The 25347-nt window shown below is 40.7% G+C and carries 26 protein-coding genes and 1 pseudogene; 14 read left to right on the forward strand and 13 right to left on the reverse strand.

What is annotated here, in order from left to right; translation table 11 throughout:
• Positions 1-4 precede the first annotated feature (4 nt).
• The 7 genes from era to FTU16_RS06635 all read right to left on the reverse strand — a co-directional run bounded on the left by era (position 5) and on the right by FTU16_RS06635 (position 6907).
• On the reverse strand, positions 5-1033 hold the full coding sequence (gene era, locus FTU16_RS06605) for a GTPase Era (protein ID WP_067765139.1): 1029 nt from the start codon (positions 1031-1033) through the stop codon (positions 5-7).
• Positions 1033-1731 (reverse strand): ribonuclease III, encoded by a 699-nt coding sequence (gene rnc / locus FTU16_RS06610; RefSeq protein ID WP_111883979.1) that lies wholly within the window; start codon positions 1729-1731, stop codon positions 1033-1035. The genes era and rnc overlap by 1 nt, the downstream gene beginning before the upstream one ends.
• Positions 1703-2071 carry a DUF4845 domain-containing protein gene (locus FTU16_RS06615; protein ID WP_078190327.1) on the reverse strand — a complete coding sequence of 123 codons (369 nt, stop codon included), beginning with the start codon at positions 2069-2071 and terminating at the stop codon, positions 1703-1705. The genes rnc and FTU16_RS06615 overlap by 29 nt, the downstream gene beginning before the upstream one ends.
• Positions 2072-2093: 22 nt before the next feature.
• A complete protein-coding gene (gene lepB, locus FTU16_RS06620; protein ID WP_180162945.1) occupies positions 2094-2921 on the reverse strand; it encodes a signal peptidase I in 828 nt (275 codons plus the stop codon).
• Positions 2922-2942: 21 nt separating this feature from the next.
• The gene (lepA, locus tag FTU16_RS06625) at positions 2943-4760 is read right to left on the reverse strand and encodes a translation elongation factor 4 (RefSeq protein WP_180162946.1); all 1818 of its coding nucleotides are present in this window, start codon (positions 4758-4760) and stop codon (positions 2943-2945) included.
• A gap of 195 nt (positions 4761-4955) precedes the next feature.
• On the reverse strand, positions 4956-5405 hold the full coding sequence (locus FTU16_RS06630; RefSeq protein ID WP_180101969.1) for a thioesterase family protein: 450 nt from the start codon (positions 5403-5405) through the stop codon (positions 4956-4958).
• Positions 5406-5524: 119 nt separating this feature from the next.
• The gene (locus tag FTU16_RS06635; protein ID WP_168378034.1) at positions 5525-6907 is read right to left on the reverse strand and encodes a Do family serine endopeptidase; all 1383 of its coding nucleotides are present in this window, start codon (positions 6905-6907) and stop codon (positions 5525-5527) included.
• A 228-nt stretch (positions 6908-7135) separates the two neighbouring features.
• On the opposite strand from FTU16_RS06635, the gene nadB reads away from it, so the two are divergent.
• Positions 7136-8782: an L-aspartate oxidase gene (nadB, locus tag FTU16_RS06640; protein ID WP_180007635.1), complete on the forward strand. Its 1647-nt coding sequence runs from the start codon at positions 7136-7138 to the stop codon at positions 8780-8782.
• Positions 8783-8862: 80 nt separating this feature from the next.
• Here nadB and FTU16_RS06645 read toward each other — a convergent pair whose 3' ends face one another.
• From FTU16_RS06645 to pabC, 4 genes are all read right to left on the reverse strand, one after another.
• Positions 8863-9282, reverse strand: coding sequence for a PaaI family thioesterase (locus FTU16_RS06645; protein WP_180007634.1), 420 nt, complete (start codon positions 9280-9282; stop codon positions 8863-8865).
• 69 nt (positions 9283-9351) lie between these two features.
• Positions 9352-9957, reverse strand: a complete 606-nt coding sequence (gene tmk, locus FTU16_RS06650; protein WP_078190336.1) for a dTMP kinase — start codon at positions 9955-9957, stop codon at positions 9352-9354.
• A gap of 9 nt (positions 9958-9966) precedes the next feature.
• On the reverse strand, positions 9967-11019 hold the full coding sequence (mltG, locus tag FTU16_RS06655; RefSeq protein WP_180162947.1) for an endolytic transglycosylase MltG: 1053 nt from the start codon (positions 11017-11019) through the stop codon (positions 9967-9969).
• Position 11020: 1 nt separating this feature from the next.
• Positions 11021-11830, reverse strand: a complete 810-nt coding sequence (gene pabC / locus FTU16_RS06660; RefSeq protein ID WP_180162948.1) for an aminodeoxychorismate lyase — start codon at positions 11828-11830, stop codon at positions 11021-11023.
• A gap of 161 nt (positions 11831-11991) precedes the next feature.
• Here pabC and FTU16_RS06665 point away from each other — a divergent pair.
• From FTU16_RS06665 to FTU16_RS06700, 8 genes and pseudogenes are all read left to right on the forward strand, one after another.
• A pseudogene (locus FTU16_RS06665) lies at positions 11992-12998 on the forward strand (sulfate ABC transporter substrate-binding protein).
• 176 nt (positions 12999-13174) lie between these two features.
• Positions 13175-14188 carry a sulfate ABC transporter substrate-binding protein gene (locus tag FTU16_RS06670; protein WP_180162949.1) on the forward strand — a complete coding sequence of 338 codons (1014 nt, stop codon included), beginning with the start codon at positions 13175-13177 and terminating at the stop codon, positions 14186-14188.
• A gap of 33 nt (positions 14189-14221) precedes the next feature.
• Positions 14222-14827 (forward strand): alpha/beta hydrolase, encoded by a 606-nt coding sequence (locus FTU16_RS06675; RefSeq protein ID WP_180162950.1) that lies wholly within the window; start codon positions 14222-14224, stop codon positions 14825-14827.
• 85 nt (positions 14828-14912) lie between these two features.
• The gene (cysT, locus tag FTU16_RS06680; protein ID WP_078190342.1) at positions 14913-15746 is read left to right on the forward strand and encodes a sulfate ABC transporter permease subunit CysT; all 834 of its coding nucleotides are present in this window, start codon (positions 14913-14915) and stop codon (positions 15744-15746) included.
• Positions 15743-16630, forward strand: coding sequence for a sulfate ABC transporter permease subunit CysW (gene cysW, locus FTU16_RS06685; protein ID WP_078192018.1), 888 nt, complete (start codon positions 15743-15745; stop codon positions 16628-16630). The genes cysT and cysW overlap by 4 nt, the downstream gene beginning before the upstream one ends.
• 11 nt (positions 16631-16641) lie before the next feature.
• The gene (locus tag FTU16_RS06690) at positions 16642-17703 is read left to right on the forward strand and encodes a sulfate/molybdate ABC transporter ATP-binding protein (protein ID WP_078190344.1); all 1062 of its coding nucleotides are present in this window, start codon (positions 16642-16644) and stop codon (positions 17701-17703) included.
• Positions 17704-17758: 55 nt separating this feature from the next.
• Complete coding sequence (locus tag FTU16_RS06695) at positions 17759-18682, forward strand: CysB family HTH-type transcriptional regulator (RefSeq protein WP_180009951.1); 924 nt, start codon at positions 17759-17761, stop codon at positions 18680-18682.
• A 153-nt stretch (positions 18683-18835) separates the two neighbouring features.
• Positions 18836-20050 (forward strand): OmpP1/FadL family transporter, encoded by a 1215-nt coding sequence (locus FTU16_RS06700; RefSeq protein ID WP_180162951.1) that lies wholly within the window; start codon positions 18836-18838, stop codon positions 20048-20050.
• A gap of 58 nt (positions 20051-20108) precedes the next feature.
• Here the strand turns inward: FTU16_RS06700 and carO are convergent, their stop codons facing one another.
• On the reverse strand, positions 20109-20819 hold the full coding sequence (gene carO / locus FTU16_RS06705) for an ornithine uptake porin CarO (protein ID WP_180023341.1): 711 nt from the start codon (positions 20817-20819) through the stop codon (positions 20109-20111).
• A gap of 374 nt (positions 20820-21193) precedes the next feature.
• Between carO and dapD the strand changes: the two genes are divergently transcribed.
• The 5 genes from dapD to FTU16_RS06730 all read left to right on the forward strand — a co-directional run bounded on the left by dapD (position 21194) and on the right by FTU16_RS06730 (position 24556).
• Positions 21194-22015 carry a 2,3,4,5-tetrahydropyridine-2,6-dicarboxylate N-succinyltransferase gene (dapD, locus tag FTU16_RS06710; protein WP_078190347.1) on the forward strand — a complete coding sequence of 274 codons (822 nt, stop codon included), beginning with the start codon at positions 21194-21196 and terminating at the stop codon, positions 22013-22015.
• A gap of 113 nt (positions 22016-22128) precedes the next feature.
• Positions 22129-22839 (forward strand): 7-carboxy-7-deazaguanine synthase QueE, encoded by a 711-nt coding sequence (gene queE, locus FTU16_RS06715; protein WP_180162952.1) that lies wholly within the window; start codon positions 22129-22131, stop codon positions 22837-22839.
• Between the two features lie 29 nt (positions 22840-22868).
• Positions 22869-23540, forward strand: coding sequence for a 7-cyano-7-deazaguanine synthase QueC (gene queC, locus FTU16_RS06720; protein ID WP_180026884.1), 672 nt, complete (start codon positions 22869-22871; stop codon positions 23538-23540).
• A gap of 13 nt (positions 23541-23553) precedes the next feature.
• Complete coding sequence (locus FTU16_RS06725) at positions 23554-23961, forward strand: hypothetical protein (protein WP_180111167.1); 408 nt, start codon at positions 23554-23556, stop codon at positions 23959-23961.
• Positions 23962-24097: 136 nt separating this feature from the next.
• Positions 24098-24556, forward strand: coding sequence for a peroxiredoxin (locus tag FTU16_RS06730; protein WP_180162953.1), 459 nt, complete (start codon positions 24098-24100; stop codon positions 24554-24556).
• A 59-nt stretch (positions 24557-24615) separates the two neighbouring features.
• Here FTU16_RS06730 and FTU16_RS06735 read toward each other — a convergent pair whose 3' ends face one another.
• Positions 24616-25215, reverse strand: coding sequence for a LysE/ArgO family amino acid transporter (locus FTU16_RS06735; protein WP_180162954.1), 600 nt, complete (start codon positions 25213-25215; stop codon positions 24616-24618).
• Positions 25216-25347 lie beyond the last annotated feature (132 nt).

Consider the following 25347-nt stretch of genomic DNA (forward strand, 5'->3'; position numbering starts at 1 on the left):
GCAATTAAATGTCGCTATAACCCAAGCTTTTCAATGCACGCTCATCATCAGACCAACCACCTTTGACTTTCACCCAAAGTGTTAGCATGATTTTTTGCTCGAACATTTTTTCCATATCTACACGTGCATCCATACCGATTTTCTTCAGTTTGGCACCCTTCTCACCAATCACAATAGCCTTCTGACCAGAGCGATCGACAAAAATCGTCGCATCAATATAGGTACACGCCGCTTTAGGACGACCAGTTTTTGGATTAACTGTTGCTTCTTCTGTTTTAAACGACTCAATTTGAACGGTTAAATCATAAGGAAGCTCTTCACCCAATTGACGCATGATTTTTTCACGAATAATTTCAGAGGCAAGGAAGCGCTCTGAACGATCCGTTAATTGCTCAAGTGAATACAGTGGTGGTTGGAATGGTAAATATTTCTCAATCGTGCTGCGCAAATGATCTAAATTTGCACCACGTAATGCTGATACAGGAACAATTTCTGCAAAATTCATTAATTTTGCACGCTCTTGTATCAATGGTAATGCATGGTTTTTATTCTCTAGTGTATCAATTTTATTGATCACAAGAATCACTGGCATATCGGCATTTTTTAGCTTTTCTAACACTAAATCATCATTCTGTGTCCATTTGTCTGCATCAATCACAAACAAAACTAAGTTCACATCACGAAGTGCAGAATGTGCCGCACGGTTCATCATTTTATTGATGGCACGGACTTCTTTTTTGTGCATCCCCGGGGTATCTACAAATACCGCTTGAGATTTTTCGCGTGAGTCAATACCCACAATTTTATGACGAGTCGTTTGTGGTTTACGGGACGTAATTGAAAGTTTTTGACCCAAAATATGGTTCATCAACGTTGATTTACCCACGTTTGGACGACCAACAATCGCTACAAAACCACTTTTAAAATCGGCCGGAATTTCAGTGCCTTGCGCACTAAAAAACTGACTAATTAAATCGTTACTGTCGCCTTGCGACTCGTGATCAGCATCTACGTGATCGGAATGAGTAGTCATTAAGACTTTTTCTCCAAAATTTCTAAGATTTCTGCCGCTACAGCTTGTTCAGCAAAGCGACGGCTTGAACCTTCACCGTATTTAACAGGGAGCCCTTCGACTGTACATTCAACTTTAAAATGTTGGTTCGGAGCATCACCCTGAATATCTACAACCTCGTAAACCGGGAGAGGTTTTTTACGTGCTTGTAAATACTCTTGCAAACGTGATTTAGGGTCTTTCAGTTGATCGGTCGGTTCAATATGATCTAAATATGGCACATACCATTTAAGAACAATCGGTTCCAGAATTTTTAAATCCTGACAATCGACATAGATTGCACCAATGATCGATTCAACGGTATCCGCAAGTATAGACTCGCGATGATGACCGCCAGATTTCAACTCACCTGTACTCAAGATTAATTCTTGACTAAGTTTTAAGTCATTGGCAATTTTACCTAACGCTTCCTGACGAACCAGTGTCGCACGCATACGCGTTAGACGCCCTTCATTTTCATGCGGGTAGGCATGGTACAGATAATTGGCAATTATCATACCCAATAATGAATCGCCCAGATATTCTAGGCGTTCATAATTGTATTTATGGCTCACCGATCGGTGGGTCAAGGCCAGTTGTAACAATTCAGGTTGTTTAAACTGATAACCGATACGACTTGCTAAACGAGCTTCATTTAGCTTGGACTGAGCTTTGATCAAAACTTTTCTCGAACTTCAACACAATATCAATATTCAATAAGAAAGGTTTTCTTATTTCATAATTTTTTTCCACTCGCAAACCATTGTCATTGTTTACTTGTGCAATATCTGAAAATTTAATATCAATCATATTCATATTAAATCGTTTATCCATTTCCTTTACAAATCCAGCCGGACTAATATTCTTAGGAGCACTAACAAGTTGCTCACGGATCTGACTATTAATCATCCGATCCTCAAAATATGGCCCCCATACTGCAATTGCAACCTTCGCCATAAATGCAAAACCAACTACAGCTAACATTATAGCTAAATAAGACGTTCCCCGTTGATGTCTCATTTTATATTCCTATTTTTATAGACTAATCAATACTGCCATTACGACTAAATGAAGGCAGTTTTAAACCAGGTTCCTTATGCATCCACTTGTAAAAAGCACGTCCAGTGAGGTTTTCTTCAGGCACAAAGCCCCAAAAACGACTGTCCGCACTTTGATCGCGATTATCCCCCATCGCAAAATAGTGACCTTCAGGAACCTTAACTTCCCAATATAAACCATTTTCTGTTGAATATTTACCATTTTCAACATAGTTGATAAATGGCGCTTGGCGCGCAACATTTACGCCTTCAAGCTCACGCATGGTAAACGTATGCTTACCCATAGTTTCTTTATGATAAATCGATGTAGGTGTGTCGAGTTGATCTTTTTCACGGCTAAATTCCACAGGAACTTTTGCCACTTTCTGACCATTCACACTCAGTTGACCATGATCATAAATAATATGATCCCCTGGTAAACCGACCACACGTTTAATATAGCTAATGGTTGGTTGTGGTGGATAACGGAATACAATGACATCACCACGCTCAGGTTCACCGACATCAAGAATTTTTTTATTAATAATAGGTAATCGTACGCCATACTGATATTTATTCACCACAATAAAATCACCTGTCTCTAAAGTTGGAACCATAGAGTCTGATGGAATATTAAATGGCTCATATAAGAATGAACGCATTACCAAGACTATCGCTAGAATCGGCCAGAAATCATAAGCCCATGCGATAACGACATTTTCATTCCCCTTACCTTTGGTCTGCCGTTGCTTCCAGGCAAACTTATCCAACAACCAAATTAAGAAAAAAATGACTGTGGCAGGAACAAGGATCAAATTAAAGTCAAAATCCATGAGCTCATAAACCTCTATTTATTATCTTTCTACTTTCAATACAGCAAGGAACGCTTCTTGTGGGATTTCAACACTACCCACTTGTTTCATACGTTTCTTACCTTCTTTTTGTTTCGCAAGAAGTTTCTTCTTACGCGACACGTCACCACCATAACATTTTGCCAATACGTTTTTACGCATCGCTTTTACAGTTGAACGTGCAATGATTTGTGCACCAATTGCTGCTTGAATAGCCACATCAAACATTTGACGTGGAATCAAATCTTTCATTTTTTCAACTAGAGCAATACCACGATGACGAGCATCTTGGCGGTGACAAATCATGGCCAAGGCGTCAACCTTCTCACCATTAATTAGCACATCAACCTTAACGAGAGATGAACTCTCAAAACGGACAAAGCTATAATCAAGCGACGCAAAGCCACGTGAACATGATTTCAACTTATCAAAGAAATCCATCACCACTTCTGCCATTGGAATTTCAAACGTAATGGCGACTTGGTTTGCCATGAACTTCATATTTTTTTGAACGCCACGACGTTCAACACATAAAGTCATCACATTACCCAAGTATTCTTGCGGAACTAAGATATGACATTCTGCAATTGGCTCACGTAAGTCTTCAACTGTTGAACCATCCGGCATTTTAGAAGGGCTATCGATATAAATGGTTTGACCATTTTTCATCACCGCTTCATAAATTACGGTTGGTGCAGAAGAAATCAGGTCAAGATCATACTCACGCTCTAAACGCTCTTGTACGATTTCCATGTGCAGCATACCCAAGAAGCCGCAACGGAAACCAAAACCGAGTGCATCTGAACTTTCTGGTTCAAAGAATAATGCTGAGTCATTAATTTGCAGTTTGTGCAGCGCCTCACGGAACGGTTCAAATTCACTTGAATCGATTGGGAATAAACCTGCATAGACCTGTGGTTTCACTTTTTTGAAACCCGGTAAGCTTTCAACTTCTGGTGTAGTTGCCAAGGTAATCGTATCACCAACTGGAGCACCAAAAATATCTTTAATACCCGCGATCACGAAACCAACTTCACCTGCTTCGAGCATGTCAGTTTCTGTATGTTTAGGATTAAAAATACCTACTGAGGTGATGATGTGCGTTTGACCAGTTGATTTCATCAACATTTTATCGCCTTTACGCACACGACCTTCTTTAATACGAACTAAAGAAACCACACCCAAATAGTTGTCGAACCAAGAGTCAACAATTAAGGCTTGTAATGGTGCATTACGATCGCCTTCGGGTGCAGGAATGACATTGACTAGTGTTTCAAGCACCCCTTCAATGCCTAGACCGGTTTTAGCTGAACATGTAGGTGCTTCAGTCGCTTCGATACCAATAATGTCTTCAATTTCTTGAATAACACGCTCTGGCTCTGCTTGCGGCAAATCGATTTTATTTAAAACAGGTAGGACTTCTAAGCCTTGTTCAATTGCTGTATAGCAGTTAGCAACAGACTGGGCTTCTACACCTTGTGCAGCATCGACCACCAATAATGCGCCTTCACATGCAGCAAGTGAACGTGAAACTTCATAAGAAAAGTCAACGTGCCCAGGTGTGTCAATAAAGTTAAGCTGGTATTCTTCACCGTTAGGATGAGTGTAATACAAAGTCACAGACGTAGCTTTAATCGTAATACCACGCTCACGTTCTAATTCCATAGAATCTAGAACCTGTGCCTGCATTTCACGATCTTGCAGGCCACCACAAGTTTGAATAAATCGGTCGGCAAGCGTCGACTTACCATGGTCGATATGCGCAATGATCGAGAAGTTACGAATGTTTTTTATATCAACAGATTTTTTAGCTTGCGCCATGGGCTACCTTGGAAAAATAAAAGCGCTATGCATGCAATTCTTTATGCATAGCAAAAGCCGAATAGAAATTGCCGAGGATTATAGCAGATGGATTTTTCAAAGTATCGAAAATAATGCATTGCTTTTATGCAAGTCATTCATCCTACATGGAGAACTTGGCTAGTCTTGGTTTGAAATTTTGCGATAAAATCAAACTCAAAGATCATAAGCACTAAAATCCAGCGGATTTATGCTATCTGCGATGGGTTGATAAGCTTGGGTAAATGTTGGCGACATGCGTTTTGGACGGCCTGTAGCAATTTCAATGCATGCCCACTGTGTATTGCCTGTAAATAATATCGCTTTGTCTTTAGGGCGATAAAATACATACTGACGAAATGAATACAACGCATTGATATCATTGAGCCACGTTCGCAGAATAATCTCCTCACCTTCGAGCGCTGCTTTACGATATTGCACATGATGCTCAACAGCGACCATGGCATGCTTCAATTCAATATATTCTTTTAAGCCTAAACCCAAAGCTTCAATATGTGCTGTCGCGACATCTTGCATCCAACTGACGTACACCACGTTATTCACATGATTTAATGTGTCGATATGTTCAGCTTGAACTGTAATTTTTAAATCAAAGATATCGCTCATAGCGTCCTGCAAATTTTAAATTGTGGCCCACAGTCTACCCATTTTTATCTAAGGGTGAATTGCAAAAACGCTAAAGTTAAAAAACCACTCGCTTGGAGTGGTTTTCATTCAGCAAATCATTATTGAATGCGCATGCCCACAATCGCACGTTGCCCCTGACGAATCAAAGAAACACGTGCAATGCTGCCATTTTTCAATTCTGAAATAACTTTCACAAAATCTTCTGCATTATTCACAGCTTTATTATTAACTTGAGTCACAACGTCACCCGGCTGAATTCGCGCTTGTGCAGCAATACCACTAGCTCGTACATCTTGAATTAATACACCACCTTTCACACTCAGTTGCTTTAATTCATCTGCAGTTAAATTACGAATTGACACCCCAATCACCGGGCCTTTTTTCACAGGTGCAATTTCAGCTTTTGCAGGCGTATCATCTGGTGCAGTGATCAAGGTTGCTGAAATGTTTTGGCGTTTATCATCACGTAATACTTCAAGCTGAATACTTTGATTAGGACCTGTACGATTGAGATAATTCAGTAGTTCGCCAGTACGTGAAATCGGTGTACCATTAAATTTCAAAATGACATCACCCGCTTTAAAGCCAGCTTTTGCTGCGGGTGAATTCGGTGCAACTTGAGTAATCAATGAGCCCTCAGGTTTTGAAAGGTTATAGGATTCAGCAAGATTCCGATCGATATCTTGCAGCATAACGCCTAAGTAAGCACGTGTCACCTTGCCGTTTTTCTTTAATTGGTCTGCAACATCCATCGCCACATCAATAGGAATCGAGAACGATAAACCCATATAACCACCCGTACCACTAAAGATACGAGAGTTCACCCCAACCACTTCACCAGACTGGTTAAATAAAGGGCCGCCTGAGTTTCCGGGGTTCAATGCCACATCGGTTTGAATAAATGGAACCGAGGTTTCTCCCATCATATTGCGCATTTTCGCACTGACAATCCCTGCCGAAGCTGAATAGTCAAAACCAAATGGTGAACCAATAGCCAACACTGGCTCACCTACACGTAAACGGTCAACATTACCTGTGCGTAGCTCTGGAAAATTTGAACCTTTCACCTTTAGCAAAGCCACATCAGTCCGCTCATCACTACCCACAACGGTGGCATCAATTTCACGGCGGTCATTCAATACGATGGTGACTTTCGATGCATCTTCTACCACATGGTGATTAGTTAATAGATAACCATCTTTACTAATAAAGAATGCGCTTCCATAACCGGTCTTTTCTTGCGGCATTTTTTGCTGCGGGATAACGACCTGATTACCAAAAAAGCGTCGTAATATTTCTGGGACTTGCTGCTGTAAAAGCTCTTCTTGACTGAGCTTTTTAACCACATTCACGCTTACGACAGCTGGGCTGACCTGTTCAACCAAATTGGAAAAATCAACAGGACCTGCTGCCTGCGTTTGTACGCTAGCAACCGTAAACACAGCTGCATAAAGTCCCTTTTGTAAATACGATTTATTCATTGTTAGCATTCACTCAATTGTGCTTATCATTTGAAATACGTTAGTTTTTATCACAATGCAAGTCTAGGCTTCGTAATAAAATGTTTGATGAATATTTAGGATAAACAATCTTAAACATTCCTTAAATATTACAGATCCATGAATATTTTTCATTATTTAGTTAATTTATAGTCATTGCGTTTTTAGGCAAAAACAGTTGTGATGATCGGACATTTTTAAAATTAGCTGATGGACATGTCTAATTTAAACACGACACATCAATTTGATGTGATTATTGTGGGAAGTGGCGGTGCAGGTTTAAGTTTAGCCCTCTCGTTACCAGATCATTTTAATATTGCTGTTTTAGCTAAGTCGACGCTGACGGATGCCAGTACATATTTTGCCCAAGGTGGCGTGGCAGCCGTCCTCGATAAAACAGATTCCATTGAACAACATATCGATGACACCATGATTGCAGGTGCACATTTATGTGAAATGGCGGCGGTAAAACAAACCGTTGAAGGTGGTAAGCCCTCTGTCGATTTTCTACTGAATCAAGGGGTGCAATTTACTTTAGACGAACAAGAACAGCTACATCTGACCCGAGAAGGTGGCCACTCTCAGCGCCGTATAATTCATGCAGCGGATGCAACTGGACGTGCAATTTCCACAACATTGGTAGAACGCGCCCAAGAAAAATCAAATATTCAGATCTTTGAAAACTATATCGCGATAGATCTAATTACCGCAAAAAAGTTAAATCCTGAAGCTGAAAGCCGTGCTCTAGGCCTTTATGCATTAGATGAAAAAACCGAAAAAGTACATACCTTTTTAGCACCATTTACTGCCCTTGCCTGTGGCGGTGCAATGAAAGCTTATTTATATACATCGAATCCCGACATTGCGACGGGTGATGGTATTGCCATGGCTTATCGTGCAGGCTGTCGTGTTGCCAATATGGAATTCAACCAATTCCATCCAACCTGTTTGTACCATCCTCAAGCTCGCTCCTTTTTAATTACCGAAGCGATGCGTGGCGAAGGTGCCTATTTACGTCTTCCTGACGGTGAACGCTTTATGCTGCGCTTTGATGAGCGTGCAGAATTAGCACCACGCGATATTGTAGCGCGCGCTATTGATTATGAAATCAAACGTCTGGGCATACGTCATGTTTGGCTTGATATCACCCATAAACCTGCAGAATTTGTCAAAGAACATTTTCCTACATTGTATGCACGCTTAATGGAACTTGGCATTGATATCACCAAAGAAATGATTCCTGTGGTTCCTGCTGCTCACTACACCTGTGGCGGCGTTGTGGTTGATGAAAACAGTCAGACCGATATTCCAGGCCTATATGCCATTGGGGAAACCTCTTATACTGGTCTACATGGTGCAAACCGTATGGCGAGTAACTCCTTATTGGAATGTTTCGTTTATGGCATGAGTGCATCAGCACATATCACAGCACAGCATCAGGGATCCTATCAGGCGCCTCATGTCCCAGAATGGGATGACTCGCAAGTGACCAACCCTGACGAAGACGTGGTGATTTTGCAGAATTGGGATGAACTTCGCCAAACCATGTGGAACTACGTGGGTATTGTCAGAACAACCAAACGGCTTCAACGTGCGCTCCATCGTATTGAAATGCTCAATCGTGAAATTACCGAGTATTACCAAGACTACCAAGTCAGTAAAAATCTGATTGAATTACGTAACTTAGTGTTGGTTTCAGAAATGATTGTACGCTGTGCAATGGAACGTAAAGAATCACGTGGACTGCATTTCACTTTGGACTATCCTGAACAAGCAGCAGAATTACGAAAAACAGTCCTAACTCCACCCAATTTCCAAGTGGAATGTCCATTGGTGAATACAGAACTGGTTTCTTAAACATCTAAAATGTCTAAAAACCATAAAAAGCCGAATGTAAATTCGGCTTTTTATTTGAATCAGCAAATGCAATTGAGCCTTTATAATCGCTTCGGTGGAATAGAATAGCTTCCTGTTATATGTGCAACAGGCTCATCCACACCTGCTGAATACACCAACACCTCACCATAAATTATACTTTTGCCCACTTTCAGCAATCGACACTCGCCTATTAAGTCTTTATTGGCTTCTGGCTTTCTTAAAAAATTAATATTCATATTGGTCGTGACCGCCAGTCCCACAATCCCGATCTCCCCCAAGATGGCCACATATAGCGCAAAGTCAGCCAAAGTCATCATGGTTGGGCCAGAAATCGTATTACCAGGTCTTAGATCTTGTTCAGTGACATGCCAAATTAAGGTCGCGGTTTGCTGTCCAACTTCTTGAATCGTGCAATTTTTTAAACTTGGGGCAAATTCACGTTGTAAAAAATCAATAATCGCCTGCTTTCGATGCGGCATAAAAAAATCATCCATAACTTATGCTATGAATGATTTTTAAATCAAATACCTAAAGATTACTATGGCATTTTAGATCTGTTGCAAATGCAATAATGCCTGTTGAAAAACCTGTTCAGGTGTTTGCGTCGCATCGAGGCGCTTCATGCGTGCAGGCTCATTTTCATGAATTTCAGCAAAACCTGAACGCACTTTCTCAAAGAACGTTGCTTTCTCTTGCTCAAATCGATCCAAAGCACCACGTTCACGCGCACGTAACATCCCCGTTTCAATCGGTGCATCTAACCAAAAGGTAATATCTGGCATACGCGCCACAAAACCGTCATTTAAAACTTTCAGTTTTTCTCGGTCCAAACCACGACCTGCGCACTGATATGCAAAACTCGAATCTGTAAAACGGTCACATAAAACGATTTTATCTGCAGCCAACGCTGGGAGAATCACGGCTTCTAAATGCTGTGCACGTGCTGCATACATCAGCAATAATTCAGTATCATTACTCATGGTTTCTTCGTGGTTCACCGAAAGTAACAGTGAGCGAATTTGCTCTGCCATAGGTGTACCACCCGGCTCACGGGTTAATACCACATCTTTTGCTAAGTGTTGGAAATGCTCATGTAGTTTACGAATCAACGTGGTTTTACCCACACCTTCCGTGCCTTCAAAACTAATAAACATGCTCACTCCTCAATTTTTCGCACGAATTACCGATAAATACTCTTGTACCGCTCGGTTATGGTCTGACAAATTACTGCTAAATTTATGACCACCGTTACCTGTTGCCACGAAATAGATGTTATTTGACGCATCTGGATGCATCGCGGCTTCAATTGCTTTTTGACTCGGCAAAGCAATCGGTGTAGGCGGTAAGCCATTGATCGTATACGTATTATATGCTGTAGGTGTACGTAGATCTTGGCGAGTGATATTGCCTTGGTATTTATCACCCATGCCATAAATAACCGTAGGGTCCGTTTGTAAACGCATGCCTTGCTGTAAACGACGGACAAACACACCAGACACTTGTTCAAGCTCACTATCAATACTGGTTTCTTTTTCAATAATCGATGCCATGATCAAGGCTTCATATTTATCTTTATACGGTAAATTTTGAGCTCGATTGTTCCAAGCCTGATCTAAGGCTTTGATTTGTCGGTTATACAAATCCTTCAAAATTTTGCGATCAGACTCGCCTTTTGCAAAGAAATACGTATTCGGTGCAAATAATCCTTCAGGGTGTGAATACGGAATACCGAGCTCTTTTAAGATTTCTGCATACGGTAAATGACTGATGTCATGCGTCACCAAAGGGTCATTTTTTAAAGCATCTATCAGTTGCTTAAATGTCGTCCCTTCGATCACTAAAATTCGATTCATTTGCGCATTTTCAGAGTTAGAAATCAGTTTCATGACTTCACGTACGCTCATGCCTTCATGAATTTCATATACACCCGCTTTCAGGGTGTCATTGATCATGAACTTTTGGTACAACTTCAAAATAATAGGAAAATGAACTTGTTTCTCTTTGGCCAGTCGGTCAATAAATCCTGAATAGGTATCCCCTGCACCAATCGCCAACATTTGCTTTTTGCCTTCCACGGGATAGGCTTTAAATAAACTCGACCACAGTAAGATCGCCACAAGTACAACGATACCAAGTAGCACAACCAAACATGCTTTAAATGGAAAACCTGCTTTGGCAGATTTTTTCTTATTTGTTTTTTTAGACGCGGTGGACATATTAACGAATCTGACTTAATTGAAGTGTTCGGAAAAGTTCAATACAAGCTTGAACATCTAACTCAACTCCATTCAGAGTTGATGCAATTTTCATGGGACTTAAAGCATTGCAGAAAAAAACACTCTGAAAATGCGGAATTTCATCCATATTGACGTGACGTTGAGTACATGGAGTCTGATGCTGCTGCATCCGTTTTAAAATTTCTGCACGCATGACACCATGCACGCCATTATAACGAAGTTCGGGCGTAATCCATCCTTCATTTGTACGAATAAAACAATTACTGCTCACACCTTCGACAACTGTACCTTGCACATCCGTCACCAAAGCCTCCCCCCATGGGGTTTGATCCAACTCTGCTTTAAGCATGACTTGTTCTAATCGATTTAAGGACTTCAAGCCCACCAAACTTGGCATGGTTAACCCAATGGCTTGATGTAATACACCACTTTCGACAGTTTCGTACTCAAAATCCGCAACAGCTTTGGGGTAATAAAACACCCAAACTTCTGCTGGATGCTCAGGTAAACTATAGCCACGCTGACCGATACCACGACTCAACACAATTTTTAAAGTGCCATTGACGACATCTTGTTTACGTAACAATTTTAAAGTGGCTTCAATGAGGCTTAAATCTGCATTTAGCTTTAATCGCTCATTACTCAGTTTTAATCGTGCAATATGCAAAGCTAAAAGTTCTATTTGTCCTTGGCGAATTCGTGCCGTGCTAAAACAGCCATCGCCATAGTGAAAGGCTCGATCAAGTAAATCAACTTGTTCTATTTGCTGCGCATTTTTAAAACACTGCATACGTCGTCATCCCAATTACATCTCTTTATTTTAAAAAATAATCGTTCAGCATATATTTCTTTTTTGTTCATATTAAATTCTTTTTTAATTATTTTTTCTGCATAAAAACTACAGATATTCTTGCCTCATCCAACAAAACATGTATAAAAATTGAGGACAACATGAATCTATCTAAATTAAAACTTGGAGTTTTGGCTGCATTCATTTCTGCCACAGCATTCAGTGCATCTGCCAAAGATTTCTTAAATGTGTCATATGATCCAACCCGTGAATTGTATGACAACTTCAATAAAGACTTTAGTGTTTACTGGAAAAAAACCACAGGCCAAGACATTAACTTTAAACAATCTCATGGTGGATCAGGTAAACAGGCTCGTGCAGTTATTGATGGTCTAGATGCCGATGTCGTCACTTTGGCCTTGGCTGCAGATATTGATGAAATTGCTGCACGTGGTTTAGTTGCAAAAGACTGGCAAAAGAAATTTCCGCAAAACTCAACGCCGTATACATCGACTATTGTGTTCTTAGTGCATAAAGGCAACCCGAAAGGCATCAAAGACTGGGGCGATTTAATTAAACAAGGTGTCGACATTATTACCCCGAACCCAAAAACATCGGGTGGTGCGCGTTGGAACTATCTAGCAGCGTGGGCTTGGGCCAAACATCAAGCAGGTGGCAACGATACAAAAGCCCAAGAATTTGTCCGTCAAATTTATAAGCAAACCAAAGTCCTCGACTCAGGCGCACGTGGTGCAACAACTACATTTGCTGAACGTGGTATTGGTGACGTGTTATTGGCTTGGGAAAATGAAGCACATTTGGCAGTTCGTGAACAGCCGGGTAAGTTTGAGATTGTGACCCCTTCACTTTCTATCTTGGCCGAGCCACCTGTTGCGATTGTAGAAAAAATGCCAAGAAGGATGGCAATGAAAATTTAGCCAAAGCATATTTAAATTATCTGTACTCACCTGCAGGTCAAACCATTGCAGCACAGAACTATTATCGTCCACGTAATGCTGCGGTACTGGCAAAATATAAAAATGTTTTTAAACCTTTAAAATTAGTGACTATTGATAAAGAGTTTGGTGGTTGGAGCAAAGTGCAGAAAAAACATTTTGAAAATGGTGGCGTCTTTGACCAAATCGTGAAGACCAATAATTCCAAATAATGCTTTAAAAACCGGAAAGCATCTTCCTTTCGCATAAGGTCGATGCTTTTTTTTCGTAGACACACTTGTTATCTTTTTTATTCATATAAAATTCGTTTTTAATTATTTTTTATGCATAAAGATTGGCGCTATTCTTCCCCCATGTTACAGACAAAGTAAAAATTATTGAGGTTCACATGAGTATTTCCGCAAAATTAAAATTGGGTGTTCTTGCTGCCGTCATCTCGACAGTTTCTTTTGGCGCAGCTGCAAAAGACTTTTTAAACGTATCTTACGACCCAACGCGTGAACTCTATGAAAGTGTGAATAAAGACTTCAGTAAATATTGGGAAAGCCGTACAGGTCAAAAAATTAATTTTAAACAATCTCACGGCGGGTCAAGTAAACAAGCACGTGCCGTCATTGATGGCTTAGATGCCGACGTGGTGACTTTAGCACTTGCAGCGGATATTGATGTGATTGCAGAAAAAGCCAAACTTTTACCTGCAGATTGGCAAAAGAAACTTCCACAAAACTCAACGCCATATACCTCAACCATTGTGTTCTTAGTCCGTAAAGGCAACCCTAAAGCGATTAAAGATTGGGGCGATCTGGTTAAACCAGGTGTAGGTATTATTACCCCAAACCCGAAAACCTCCGGCGGTGCGCGTTGGAACTATTTAGCTGCGTGGGCTTGGGCAAAACATCAAGCGGGTGGTAATAATACAACGGCTCAAGAATTCGTCCGTAAGATTTATAAAAACACCAAAGTACTCGATTCAGGCGCACGTGGTTCGACTACGACCTTTGCTGAACGTGGTATTGGTGATGTATTGCTGGCTTGGGAAAATGAAGCACATTTAGCGATTCGTGAACAGCCGGGTAAGTTTGAAATTGTAACCCCTTCACTTTCAATTTTAGCTGAGCCACCTGTTGCTGTTCTAGAAAAAAATGCAGAGAAAAAAGGCAATCTTTATTTAGCCAAAGGTTATTTAAACTTCCTTTATTCACCACGTGGTCAGCAAATCGCAGCTCAGAACTTTTACCGTCCACGTAACCCTACAACGCTTGCACAATACGCATCAGTCTTTAAGCCACTTAAACTCGTCACCATTGATAAAGAATTTGGTGGTTGGGATAAAGTCCAAAAAGCACACTTTGAAAATGGCGGCGTGTTTGACCAAATCGTCAAAGCCAACAATGGAAAATAAGACCATTCATTGACTGAATCAGGAGAACTTGACATGACACATACAGTAATTGTCCCGGGTGTAGGCGGTAGTGAACACGCACATTGGCAATCTTGGTTACAACGTCAGCTCATGTCTAGCTCTCGTGTTCAGCAAAAGGATTGGAATCACCCTGTACTAAAAGACTGGATTAAACAATTCGTTCAAACCGTACGACCTTTACAGGGTGAAATTCAAATTGTGGCGCATAGCTTTGGTTGTTTAACCACGGTGGCAGCATTGGCCTTGCATCCAGAACTCAATAAAAAAATCAAAAATTTAGTTTTGGTTGCGCCAGCCAATCCAGCTCGCTTTGGAGAAAACGGCTTTGCACGCGACAGTACAACGGATTACAAAGCTTTTTTTCATCAGCTAAGTATTCGTGTGCCGACAACGATGTTGATTAGTGAAAATGATCCTTGGCTTGGCTTTGAAGATGCAAAACAACTTGCAGGTGCTTGGAAGCTCTACCCTGTGAATATGGGCGCTGTAGGACACATTAATGTTGCATCAGGTTTTGGACCGTTTCCTGAAATTTTCAATTACTTAATTTCAGAAAACCACATGAAACATATCAGCTTTACTGATGAAAACAAGTATTTATTTCAATTTGCTTTTTAAGTACTGAGCTTTAAGCTTGTCGCAAAATCATTTATTCAATTTTGCTGACCTTTTAAGTCAGCTTTTCTCATTTTGAGGAGTCATCATGTCGCAGCGATCCCGAGTGCTGCCAGGATTTGGTCTTTCTCTAGGCTTTACCCTAGCGTATTTATCCTTAATTGTGCTCATCCCCCTTTCGGCCGTATTTATTAAATCTTTAGGTATCGGTTGGGATGGACTATGGGAGATTTTAAGCTCAGAACGTATTTTAAAATCGTTACAACTGAGTTTTAGTGCCGCCATTATTGCTGCGTTAGTTAATGTGGTTTTTGGTTTACTCTTAGCATGGTGCTTGGTTCGTTATACCTTCCCTGGTAAACGTATTGTCGATGCATTGGTTGATTTACCTTTTGCATTGCCAACTGCCGTTGCTGGTATTGCATTAACTTCGTTATATGCACCGACTGGTTGGATCGGTCAGTACCTTGAACCCATTGGCATTAAAGTCGCATATACCCCGATCGGTATTACCTTGGCCCTCATTTTTATTGGTATTCCTTTTGTGGTTCGTACTGTACAGCCTGTACTGAGTGATCTAGAAACTGAACTTGAAGAAGCAGCTTCGGCACTGGGCGCAAATCGCTTTCAGATCGTGACCAAAGTGATCTTACCTATTCTATTTCCTGCGCTGTTAACAGGTTTTGCTTTGGCCTTTGCACGCGGTGTGGGTGAGTATGGATCGGTGATTTTTATCGCAGGTAACCAACCCTTCAAAACTGAAATTGCGCCATTGATGATCATCTCTCGTCTTGAGGAATATGATTATGCAGGCGCGACCACGATTGCAGTCGTGATGCTGGTGATTTCTTTTGCCATTTTATTCTTAATTAACTTGGTTCAAGCATGGGCGAGTCGCCGTACAGGGAGAACTGCACGATGAATACGAACAGTAATGCGCTTGCGGAAAAATTACAGTCGCGTGATGCAACGCGTGAACCGACATGGGTTCGTTATACCCTGATCATCATTGCTTTAATTTTCTTCTTAAGCTGCCTGATTCTGCCATTGGTTTTGGTTTTCGTTGAAGCCTTTAAACAAGGTGTTGGCGTTTACTTCCAAGCACTGGTTCATCCAGACACATTATCTGCGGTGAAACTAACATTACTAACAGCTGTGATTGCCGTACCGCTAAACGTGGTCTTTGGTGTAGCTGCGGCATGGTCTGTTGCCAAGTTTAATTTCCGTGGTAAATCTATTTTAACCACGATTATTGATATGCCATTTTCAGTCTCTCCAGTTATTGCTGGCTTAATGTTGGTATTGATTTTTGGTACTCAAGGTTGGTTAGGCGGCTGGCTGATGGATAACGACATCAAAATTTTATATGCCGTTCCAGCCATTGTCCTTGCCACTGTGTTTATTACCGTTCCTTTTGTGGCACGTGAGTTGATTCCATTAATGGAAGCTCAAGGGACTGAGGAAGAAGAAGCGGCAATCGTCTTGGGTGCTTCAGGCTGGCAGACATTCTGGAAAGTGACACTTCCAAATATCAAATGGGGCTTAATCTACGGCGTGATTCTCTGTAATGCACGTGCAATGGGTGAGTTTGGTGCTGTTTCTGTGGTTTCAGGTCACATTCGTGGCGAAACCAACACCTTACCCCTACACGTAGAAATCCTTTATAACGAATATACCTTTAGTGCTGCTTTTGCTGTGTCTTCACTATTAGCGCTCTTGGCGATTGTGACCCTGATTTTAAAAACATGGGTTGAACTACGTCAGGAACGACAAGACAAGCGTAAAGAAGATTCACAAGTTTCTTAAGGAATGACCTCATGAGTATTCAAGTAAAAAATATTGAAAAACACTTTGGTGCATTCCATGCACTTAAAAATATCTCTTTAGATTTCCCTGATGGTCAGCTCGTTGCGCTGCTTGGCCCATCTGGCTGTGGTAAAACTACCCTATTGCGTATCATTGCAGGTCTTGAATCTGCCGATGGCGGTCAAGTCATTCTAGAAGGTGAAGATGCCACTAAAGTTCACGTCCGTGAACGTGAAGTTGGTTTTGTATTCCAGCATTATGCACTGTTCCGCCATATGACCGTATTTGACAACATTGCTTTTGGTTTACGCGTACGCCCACGTGCAACACGTCCATCTGAAGCGGAAATCAAAAAACGGGTTACTCGTTTGCTTGATCTTGTTCAGCTTGGTTTCTTGGCTGACCGTTACCCTGCTCAACTTTCAGGTGGTCAACGTCAACGTATTGCACTAGCACGTGCTTTAGCGGTTGAGCCGCGTGTGTTATTACTGGATGAACCTTTTGGTGCATTGGATGCCAAAGTTCGTAAAGAATTACGCCGCTGGTTACGTACCTTGCATGACGAACTCCACATTACCTCTATTTTCGTGACCCATGACCAAGAAGAAGCGCTTGAAGTGGCCGATCAAATCATTGTGATGAATAAAGGCAACGTAGAACAGATTGGCTCGCCACGTGAAGTTTATGAAAAACCTGCAACACCGTTTGTATTTGACTTTTTAGGTCAAGCCAACCGTTTTGAAGGTCAAAATAGCAATGGCCTTATTCAAATTGGTGAAGACCGAATTTTGTTGCCACAAAATGCCAATGCACCGCAAGGCAATGTCATTGCCTTTGCTCGTCCGGATGAACTGCGTATTCATGCACAGCCGCAAGAAAATGCCATCCAAGCGACTTTTGTACGTGAGCTTTGGATTGCAGGTAAAGTCATTGCTGAACTGCATGACCGCCAAGGCAATCTGATCGAAATTTCATTAACGGCTGATGAAGCGAAAGCGCATCAATTCCGCCCAAATCAAACGGTATGGTTAAGTGCAACAAACTTGCATTTATTTGAAAACCAAGTTGCATAAAACAAAAAGTTGGGGCCGTCACAAGCCCCACTTGCTTTTAAGGTAAAATAAAATTATGAATTTCCAACAATTAAGAATTATTCGAGAAACAGTACGTCAGAATTTTAATTTAACAGAAGCATCTGCTGCACTTTACACTTCGCAGTCAGGCGTGAGTAAACACATCAAAGATCTAGAAGATGAACTTGGTGTACAGCTGTTCATCCGTAAAGGTAAACGTTTACTCGGTCTAACCGAACCAGGCCAGTCATTATTGGGTATCGTTGAACGCATGCTTGTAGATGCAGACAATATTAAACGTCTAGCAGATGACTTTAACAAAGTGGATGAAGGGACATTAACGATTGCGACTACACATACGCAAGCGCGTTATGTCTTGCCGCCGATTGTGAACCAATTTAAAAAAGAATTTCCAAAAGTTCATCTAATTTTGCAACAAGCAAGCCCTGTTGAAATTACAGAAATGCTCCTTCAAGGTGAAGCGGATATTGGGATCGCAACCGAATCGTTAACCACCGAAGATAACCTTGCAAGTGTGCCTTACTATAACTGGCAACACAGTATCATCACACCACAAGAGCATCCACTGACCCAAAAATCAAATATCACCATTGAAGATTTGTCGAACTATCCAATTATTACTTACCACGGTGGTTTTACGGGTCGTTCAAAAATTGATAAAGCCTTTGAAGATTCAGGCTTTGATGTTGATATCGTGATGTCCGCACTTGATGCAGACGTTATTAAAACCTATGTTGAACTCAATATGGGGGTTGGTATTGTCAACGATGTAGCATACGACCCAGAACGTGACTACCGTTTAAAACAAATTCCAACCGATATTTTTGGGGTCAATACCACTTGGATTGCTGTTCGCAAAGGACATTTACTACGCGGTTATGGCTATGAGTTTATTTCTTTATGTTCACCAGATGCTGACATCAAAGCGTTGAAAAAAGTCGCTTACCCAGAAGAATGATAGGCCAATTGACGAATTAAAGAGGACACCTACTGTCCTCTTTTTTTGGTAAACACATATTTTATCTAAGTTTTCTTGGCTTTATTTTTAATTTTGATTAAAATACATCCAACACAATAAAAATTAAAACCTTATTACTTCCGACCCATATTTATGAAAAATCAATTCGTCGCAGTGGCAGTCGGTATCGTCTGCCCCATACAGATCATGTATGCAGCAGGAATAGAAAACTCAGATCAATCGATCTCGGCCTTTCTTGAGCCTGGAAATTATACTGAAGCCAGTTTCGCTTATGTCGATGCTCAAGTGGACGGCAAAGTTCAAAACCAAGGTTTAATCAGTGAATTGGGCATCACTGATTTTTCTACAGGGAATCTCGCTCATCAACAATTTTCTGGGAAATTGGCACTCAAAATTCAACCACATGAAAATATTTCTGCGGGGGTGATTTATGAGCAACCCTTTCATACCGATATCAGTTATCAATATAGCCCTCGCCTACCAGATGGCTCAAATATCGATATTGAAAGTGCCGATATTAACTTTAGAACGCATAACTTAACTGGATTGGTGGGCTATCAGCCGAATAAAAATTGGAATATTTATAGCGGTTTGAGCCTACAAACATTTAAAGGTGATTTAAAAATATCTGGGCAACAATATGCAGCTCTCAATGGATACCATGCCGACTTTAAACAAGATGAAGCGCTCGGATGGCTGCTCGGTTTCAGTTATCAAATCCCTGAATACGCTATTAAAACCAGCCTAACCTATCGTTCAAAAATCAAACATGACACCAAGACCTCTGAATCAACTTTATATTCAAATGGTCCTTTTCAATTAGTACCAGACACCCATACCTCCATTCAAACGCCACAAAGCGTCAATTTTGAATTTCAAACAGCCATTAGCCCACACAATGTTGTATATGGCACAGTTCGGTGGATTAATTGGAAAGATTTCAACATTCAGCCACCGCAGTTTAATGCCGTGCTTCAATACGCAGCACTCGATCCACAATACCGTGATTTAGCTGATATCCAATTGGTGGAATATCAGAAAGATCAATGGTCAGGAAAGTTAGGGATTGCACATCAATTGAATCCGAGTTGGCTCGCTGCTGCAGAGTTTATTTGGGACAACGGGACAGGAAATGCGGCGTCTACCTTAAACCCAAGTGATGGCTATCGAGGTTTAGGTTTAGGTATGATGTATAAATTTAACCCGAACAATTTTCTAGCGACTGGCCTGTATTATATGAAGCTCTCAAAACCATCGAATACTGAAACATCTCATATTTCAGGTCTTGCAAGTGTCTCAGACAATGATGCCATGATCTATGGTTTGAAATTTGGTCACAGATTTTAAACGCATTCTAAAAACAAAAAAAACGAGCCGAAGCTCGTTTTTTTATTTCAGTAATAACTTACCAATGGTAGCTCACACCTACTTTACCTACTGGAAGCCATTCGTATTTGTCATCTTGTTCGATGCTACGTTCATGGTCAGCAAGTAATTCGCGGTCAGCAGCAGTACCACCAACAGCCGTTAATTTTGCAGTTGGGTTACCAGTGTAATAAGCACCTACTTCACCGAATACGCCCCAGTTTTTATTTAATTTTGGTGCAAAACCAAAACCTAGGTATGGTGCGATATCGTTATCGTAAGACACTTTACCGTTTAGACGTTCGAAAGAAGTTTCTTTACCATCAATTTCGATTTCACCGCTTTTCGCTGTAGATTTCAAACCATATTCAGTGTCGATATAACCTACACCCGCAGCAACATAAAGACCTTGAGCCCATGGATTAGCACTTGCACCCCAAGGACGAACTTCTGCATTTAAGTAACCAACTTTGTTATCCATATCCATGTCGTATTTTACGCCATCGACAGATAAATCATCAGACCATGAAATATCACCACCGTTATAACCTAATGCAAGGCCGACGTATGGGTTCGCAGTCCAAAGTAACGCACCACCATAACCAGTCGTACCCACTTCTAGACGAGCGCCAGTTGGGATAAGTTGGTTTTGATCAAATGCATAGCCATCATGAACTACAGAGGTATCTGCCATTGCAGTACCTGCAGCAGTAAGTAGAGCAGCTACTGTTAATAAACGTAATGATTTCATGTGTTTCTCCTCAAAATAAACTGTTATTCAGATTTTACAGACTTGTTATATGGCACATGTTAAAAGGAAACACAGCTCAACATTTATGCAAATTTACTGATTTTTTGTTAACTTTTGATACATTTAGATTTTAATATTGATTAATAAAGAGTTTTTGTTTCATTTTTTTAAATATAATAATGATGTTAAGGAACAATTCTGTATATTTTGCGTATTTTTTATACAAACCTTATGAAAATGCTAAATTCATTACTCTTAATTTCTTGGTTTTAGTGCTTGCTTAATAATTAATTCCGATCCTAGGCCGATTTACCATCTATTTTTAACTCGATTTAGTGTAAAATCTTGGAAAATTTTTTTCTGGATGGAAGAACATGTCTCAGCTTTCAACAATCATTGAACAAGCGTTTGAAGACCGTGCTAATTTCACTGCAGCTGACTGTCCTGCTGAAGTACGTGCAGCAGTAGAAGAAGTGATCGCTGGCCTAGATAACGGTACATTACGTGTTGCTGAAAAAATTGATGGTGAATGGATTGTTCATCAATGGGTGAAAAAAGCCGTTTTGCTTTCATTCAAATTGAACGACAACAAACCAATGGAAGCTTGTGACTTACGCTTCTATGACAAAGTTGACACTAAGTTCTCTGACTGGACTGAAGAACAATTTAAAGCTGCTGGTGTACGTGTAGTTCCACCTGCTGTTGCGCGTAAAGGTTCATTCCAAGCGAAAAACGTCGTATTGATGCCTTCTTATGTAAACATCGGTGCATATGTTGACGAAGGTACTATGGTTGATACATGGGCAACCGTTGGTTCATGTGCACAAATTGGTAAAAACGTACATTTGTCTGGTGGTGTTGGTATTGGTGGTGTTCTTGAACCACTTCAAGCGAATCCAACAATTATTGAAGACAATTGCTTTATCGGCGCGCGTTCTGAGATCGTTGAAGGTGTGATCGTAGAAGAAGGTTCTGTGATTTCAATGGGCGTATTCATTGGTCAATCGACTAAGATTTATGACCGTGAAACTGGCGAAATCCATTACGGTCGTGTTCCTGCTGGCTCTGTTGTGGTTTCTGGTAGCTTGCCGTCTAAATGCGGTAAATACAGCCTCTACGCTGCAGTAATCGTGAAAAAAGTTGACGCGAAAACTCGTGCGAAAACAAGCTTGAACGAATTATTACGCGAAGACTAAGTCTTTATTTCAGCGGAGCATTCATGTTCCGTGGAGCCTCTATCGCTCCTCGTCTCTACGGTTAGCAATGATCGTAGAGATTTTTTGTTTTTTTATATCTGGTTAATTTTGTTATGAGTACCCTTCGATCTTCCGCTATTCCTGTTTCTGATCCGTCTGCGGGTTTACGTATTACGGAGATTTTTTATTCATTGCAAGGTGAAGCCAATACTGCAGGTTTGCCTACGGTCTTTATCCGCTTGACGGGCTGTCCTTTACGTTGCACTTATTGCGATACAACCTATTCGTTTGAAGGCGGTGAACGCCAATCATTAGAAGAAATTATTCAAACCACTTTAGATTTTAAAACGCCTTATATTTGCGTGACGGGTGGTGAGCCGCTTGCTCAACCGAACGCCCTTCACCTCATGACTCGTCTGGCCGATTTAGGCTGCGAAGTCTCTTTAGAAACCAGCGGTGCTTTAGATGTGTCTAAAGTTGACCCACGTGTTTCAAAGGTTATGGATTTAAAAACCCCGACATCGGGTGAAGTTGCACGAAACTTGCTTAGCAACTTCGACCATTTAACAGCGCATGATCAGATCAAATTTGTGATTTGTAATCGTGAAGACTATGAATGGTCAAAACAGCAAGTTGAGCGCTATAAGCTAAACGAAAAAGTCAGCACCATTTGGTTCTCTCCGGCCTTTGCCGTTGAAAAAGGTGCTGTTAGTTTGCCTCAGCTTGCACGTGATTTAGCACAATGGATTTTAGAAGACCATCTCCCTGTTCGCTTCCAATTGCAATTACATAAATTGCTTTGGAACGATGAAACTGGTCGTTAAGTTTTAAAGAATTATTTGGAGTAATGCATATGCGCCCTCGTGCCATAGTTTTATTGTCTGGCGGCTTAGACTCAACCACTTGTTTAGCTTGGGCTCAAGCACGTTATGAATGTATTGCCTTAAGTTTTATGTATGGTCAACGTTCTACGACAGAACTAGATGCTGCTCGTGAGTTAACTAAGCTGGCTGGTGTAGAACATCGTGTCATTAATATAGATTTAGGTAACTTAGGTGGCTCTGCGTTAACTGACCATAGCATTGAAGTTCCTGATCATGAACAAGCCGGTATTCCTGTAACTTATGTACCAGCGCGTAACACGATTTTCTTGTCCTATGCTTTAGCTGCGGCGGAAGTTTTTGGTGCAGAAGCGATTGTCATTGGTATTAATGCAGTTGATTACTCAGGCTATCCAGACTGCCGTCCAGAGTTTATCGAAGCATTTGCCAACATGGCTCGCCTTGCAACAAAGGTTGGCGTTGAAGGAAAACCACTTAAATTTGAAACACCTCTGTTACATTTATCCAAAGCAAATATCATTCGCTTAGGTATAGAACATGGCGTAGACTACAGTCAAACGGTGTCTTGCTATCAAGCAGATGACCAAGGTCGTGCTTGCGGTAAATGCGATAGCTGCCGTCTTCGTAAACAAGGTTTCGTTGACGCAGGTGTTGAAGATCCGACACGTTACATACCGAAATAACAAGGTAGGGTTTATGAAAAATTTAAAATCAAACATTATTCTTTCTGCTGCTTTCTCTGCAGCTGCATTGTTTGCTTCAGTTGCACACGCTGACAACGAAAAGCTTCAACAAGCATATAAGAGCACTAACGTTAAATCTTCGTTAATTAATGTTTGTAAAGAAGAAACAGGCAAAGGTAAAAAACTAACTGCCGCTGAAGTTAGCAAATACTGTACTTGTGCTGTTGAAGCAGATGGTCGTTTAACCAATGCTCAAAAATGGGAAATCCAAAGCACAATCAACCAGAAGAAAAGTCCTGCAACACTCGCTTTTGTTCAAAAACAAAATAAAGACCTTCAAGCATGTTTCGGCCCTCAGTTAACAGGTAAATTAAAAACTTTAACTGAAGAAGCAATGAAATCTGCTCAAGCGAAAAAATAATTTTTCGTCTCAAAAAAGCCTGCATTTGCAGGCTTTTTTATTGCTTTAAGTTCAAAGTAAATTCTGTATGATGGTCATATTTCACATACTTTGTTTAAGCCCTTTTAGGGATAAAACATTAAAAAGGATATTCTTCATGACTGAAATTAGCTTACCAAATCAAACATTCCCAACCACCTCAGGTAAAGTCAACCTTGCAGAACTAAACAATGAATGGCTGATCATCTACTTCTACCCTAAAGATTCAACACCGGGATGTACGACGCAAGCCATTGGGTTTTCATGCTTAAAAGATCAATTTGATGCGCTTAATACCCCAATCTACGGTATTTCTCGTGACTCGGTTAAAGCCCATCAAAACTTCACTGAAAAGCAAAATCTAAGCATTGATTTAATCAGTGATAAAGAAGAAGTGCTATGTCAGCATTTCGATGTGATTAAAGAAAAAAATATGTATGGCAAAAAGGTTATGGGCATCGAACGCTCAACCTTTATTTTCCATAATGGAAAGCTGGTAAAAGAATATCGTAAAGTCAAAGCTGCAGGCCATGCAGAACAAGTCTTAGAAGATTTAAAAGCATTACAAGCTGCATAAAATTAATGATTTGAGCCCGCTCCTTTAGGAATGGGCTCAAATTTAATGAGGACATATAACTAGAGCAATAATGAAATTGCAATTCCCCACATCACAACGCCAATAATAAAGTCTAAAATTTTCCATGCCTTTGCACTTTGGAAGAGCGGTAACAAATAGCGCGCGCCAAATCCGAGGACAAAGAAGAATACCCAAGAGGCTGTGATGGCCCCAATCGCAAAATATACAGCGGTCGACTCAAACTTCGTGGAAATAGAGCCAATCAACACAACCGTATCGAGATATACATGTGGATTCAACCACGTTAAAGCCAAGCAAATCAGTACCAACTTCAATAATTTTGTTTCATTCTTCTCACTGGGCGCTAAACTGCTCGAAGTTTTAAAGGCTTGCAGAAAATGCTGTGCTCCATAAACTGCTAAAAACGTTGCGCCCAAATATTTCGCTCCACTCACAATTTCCGGATGACTTTCAACCAATTGAGAGAATCCGAGCACACCTAGTAAGATGAGTATCGAATCAGAAGCAGCACAAATAGCGCAGAGCCAAAAGACATACTGCTTTTTTAACCCCTGCTTGAGAATAAACGCATTTTGCGCACCAATCGCGATAATTAGGCTAAATCCAATTGCGAGCCCTTGCATATAACTGTGCAACATTTTTAACTACACTTTCAAAGCTTTAAATGAATGTTGCTATTATCCAAGCTTATTGCTAAAAATAAGTATTTATAAATAAATATCAATATAACTAAGTTTTTCTTAGTTTATAGAATTTCTAATGCTCATAGG

The sequence above is a fragment of the Acinetobacter sp. YH12069 genome, assembly GCF_013419675.1.
In the GTDB taxonomy this organism is placed as follows: domain Bacteria; phylum Pseudomonadota; class Gammaproteobacteria; order Pseudomonadales; family Moraxellaceae; genus Acinetobacter; species Acinetobacter amyesii.

Excerpts from the sequence above, each read along its gene's own strand:
- era (WP_067765139.1), bottom strand. The coding sequence starts at position 1,033 with ATGACTACTCATTCCGATCACGTAGATGCTGATCACGAGTCGCAAGGC.
- FTU16_RS06615 (WP_078190327.1), bottom strand. The coding sequence starts at position 2,071 with ATGAGACATCAACGGGGAACGTCTTATTTAGCTATAATGTTAGCTGTA.
- lepB (WP_180162945.1), bottom strand. The coding sequence starts at position 2,921 with ATGGATTTTGACTTTAATTTGATCCTTGTTCCTGCCACAGTCATTTTT.
- lepA (WP_180162946.1), bottom strand. The coding sequence starts at position 4,760 with ATGGCGCAAGCTAAAAAATCTGTTGATATAAAAAACATTCGTAACTTC.
- FTU16_RS06630 (WP_180101969.1), bottom strand. The coding sequence starts at position 5,405 with ATGAGCGATATCTTTGATTTAAAAATTACAGTTCAAGCTGAACATATC.
- FTU16_RS06635 (WP_168378034.1), bottom strand. The coding sequence starts at position 6,907 with ATGAATAAATCGTATTTACAAAAGGGACTTTATGCAGCTGTGTTTACG.
- nadB (WP_180007635.1), top strand. The coding sequence starts at position 7,136 with ATGGACATGTCTAATTTAAACACGACACATCAATTTGATGTGATTATT.
- FTU16_RS06645 (WP_180007634.1), bottom strand. The coding sequence starts at position 9,282 with ATGCCGCATCGAAAGCAGGCGATTATTGATTTTTTACAACGTGAATTT.
- tmk (WP_078190336.1), bottom strand. The coding sequence starts at position 9,957 with ATGTTTATTAGTTTTGAAGGCACGGAAGGTGTGGGTAAAACCACGTTG.
- mltG (WP_180162947.1), bottom strand. The coding sequence starts at position 11,019 with ATGTCCACCGCGTCTAAAAAAACAAATAAGAAAAAATCTGCCAAAGCA.
- pabC (WP_180162948.1), bottom strand. The coding sequence starts at position 11,830 with ATGCAGTGTTTTAAAAATGCGCAGCAAATAGAACAAGTTGATTTACTT.
- FTU16_RS06670 (WP_180162949.1), top strand. The coding sequence starts at position 13,175 with ATGAGTATTTCCGCAAAATTAAAATTGGGTGTTCTTGCTGCCGTCATC.
- FTU16_RS06675 (WP_180162950.1), top strand. The coding sequence starts at position 14,222 with ATGACACATACAGTAATTGTCCCGGGTGTAGGCGGTAGTGAACACGCA.
- cysT (WP_078190342.1), top strand. The coding sequence starts at position 14,913 with ATGTCGCAGCGATCCCGAGTGCTGCCAGGATTTGGTCTTTCTCTAGGC.
- cysW (WP_078192018.1), top strand. The coding sequence starts at position 15,743 with ATGAATACGAACAGTAATGCGCTTGCGGAAAAATTACAGTCGCGTGAT.
- FTU16_RS06690 (WP_078190344.1), top strand. The coding sequence starts at position 16,642 with ATGAGTATTCAAGTAAAAAATATTGAAAAACACTTTGGTGCATTCCAT.
- FTU16_RS06695 (WP_180009951.1), top strand. The coding sequence starts at position 17,759 with ATGAATTTCCAACAATTAAGAATTATTCGAGAAACAGTACGTCAGAAT.
- FTU16_RS06700 (WP_180162951.1), top strand. The coding sequence starts at position 18,836 with ATGAAAAATCAATTCGTCGCAGTGGCAGTCGGTATCGTCTGCCCCATA.
- carO (WP_180023341.1), bottom strand. The coding sequence starts at position 20,819 with ATGAAATCATTACGTTTATTAACAGTAGCTGCTCTACTTACTGCTGCA.
- dapD (WP_078190347.1), top strand. The coding sequence starts at position 21,194 with ATGTCTCAGCTTTCAACAATCATTGAACAAGCGTTTGAAGACCGTGCT.
- queE (WP_180162952.1), top strand. The coding sequence starts at position 22,129 with ATGAGTACCCTTCGATCTTCCGCTATTCCTGTTTCTGATCCGTCTGCG.
- queC (WP_180026884.1), top strand. The coding sequence starts at position 22,869 with ATGCGCCCTCGTGCCATAGTTTTATTGTCTGGCGGCTTAGACTCAACC.
- FTU16_RS06725 (WP_180111167.1), top strand. The coding sequence starts at position 23,554 with ATGAAAAATTTAAAATCAAACATTATTCTTTCTGCTGCTTTCTCTGCA.
- FTU16_RS06730 (WP_180162953.1), top strand. The coding sequence starts at position 24,098 with ATGACTGAAATTAGCTTACCAAATCAAACATTCCCAACCACCTCAGGT.
- FTU16_RS06735 (WP_180162954.1), bottom strand. The coding sequence starts at position 25,215 with ATGTTGCACAGTTATATGCAAGGGCTCGCAATTGGATTTAGCCTAATT.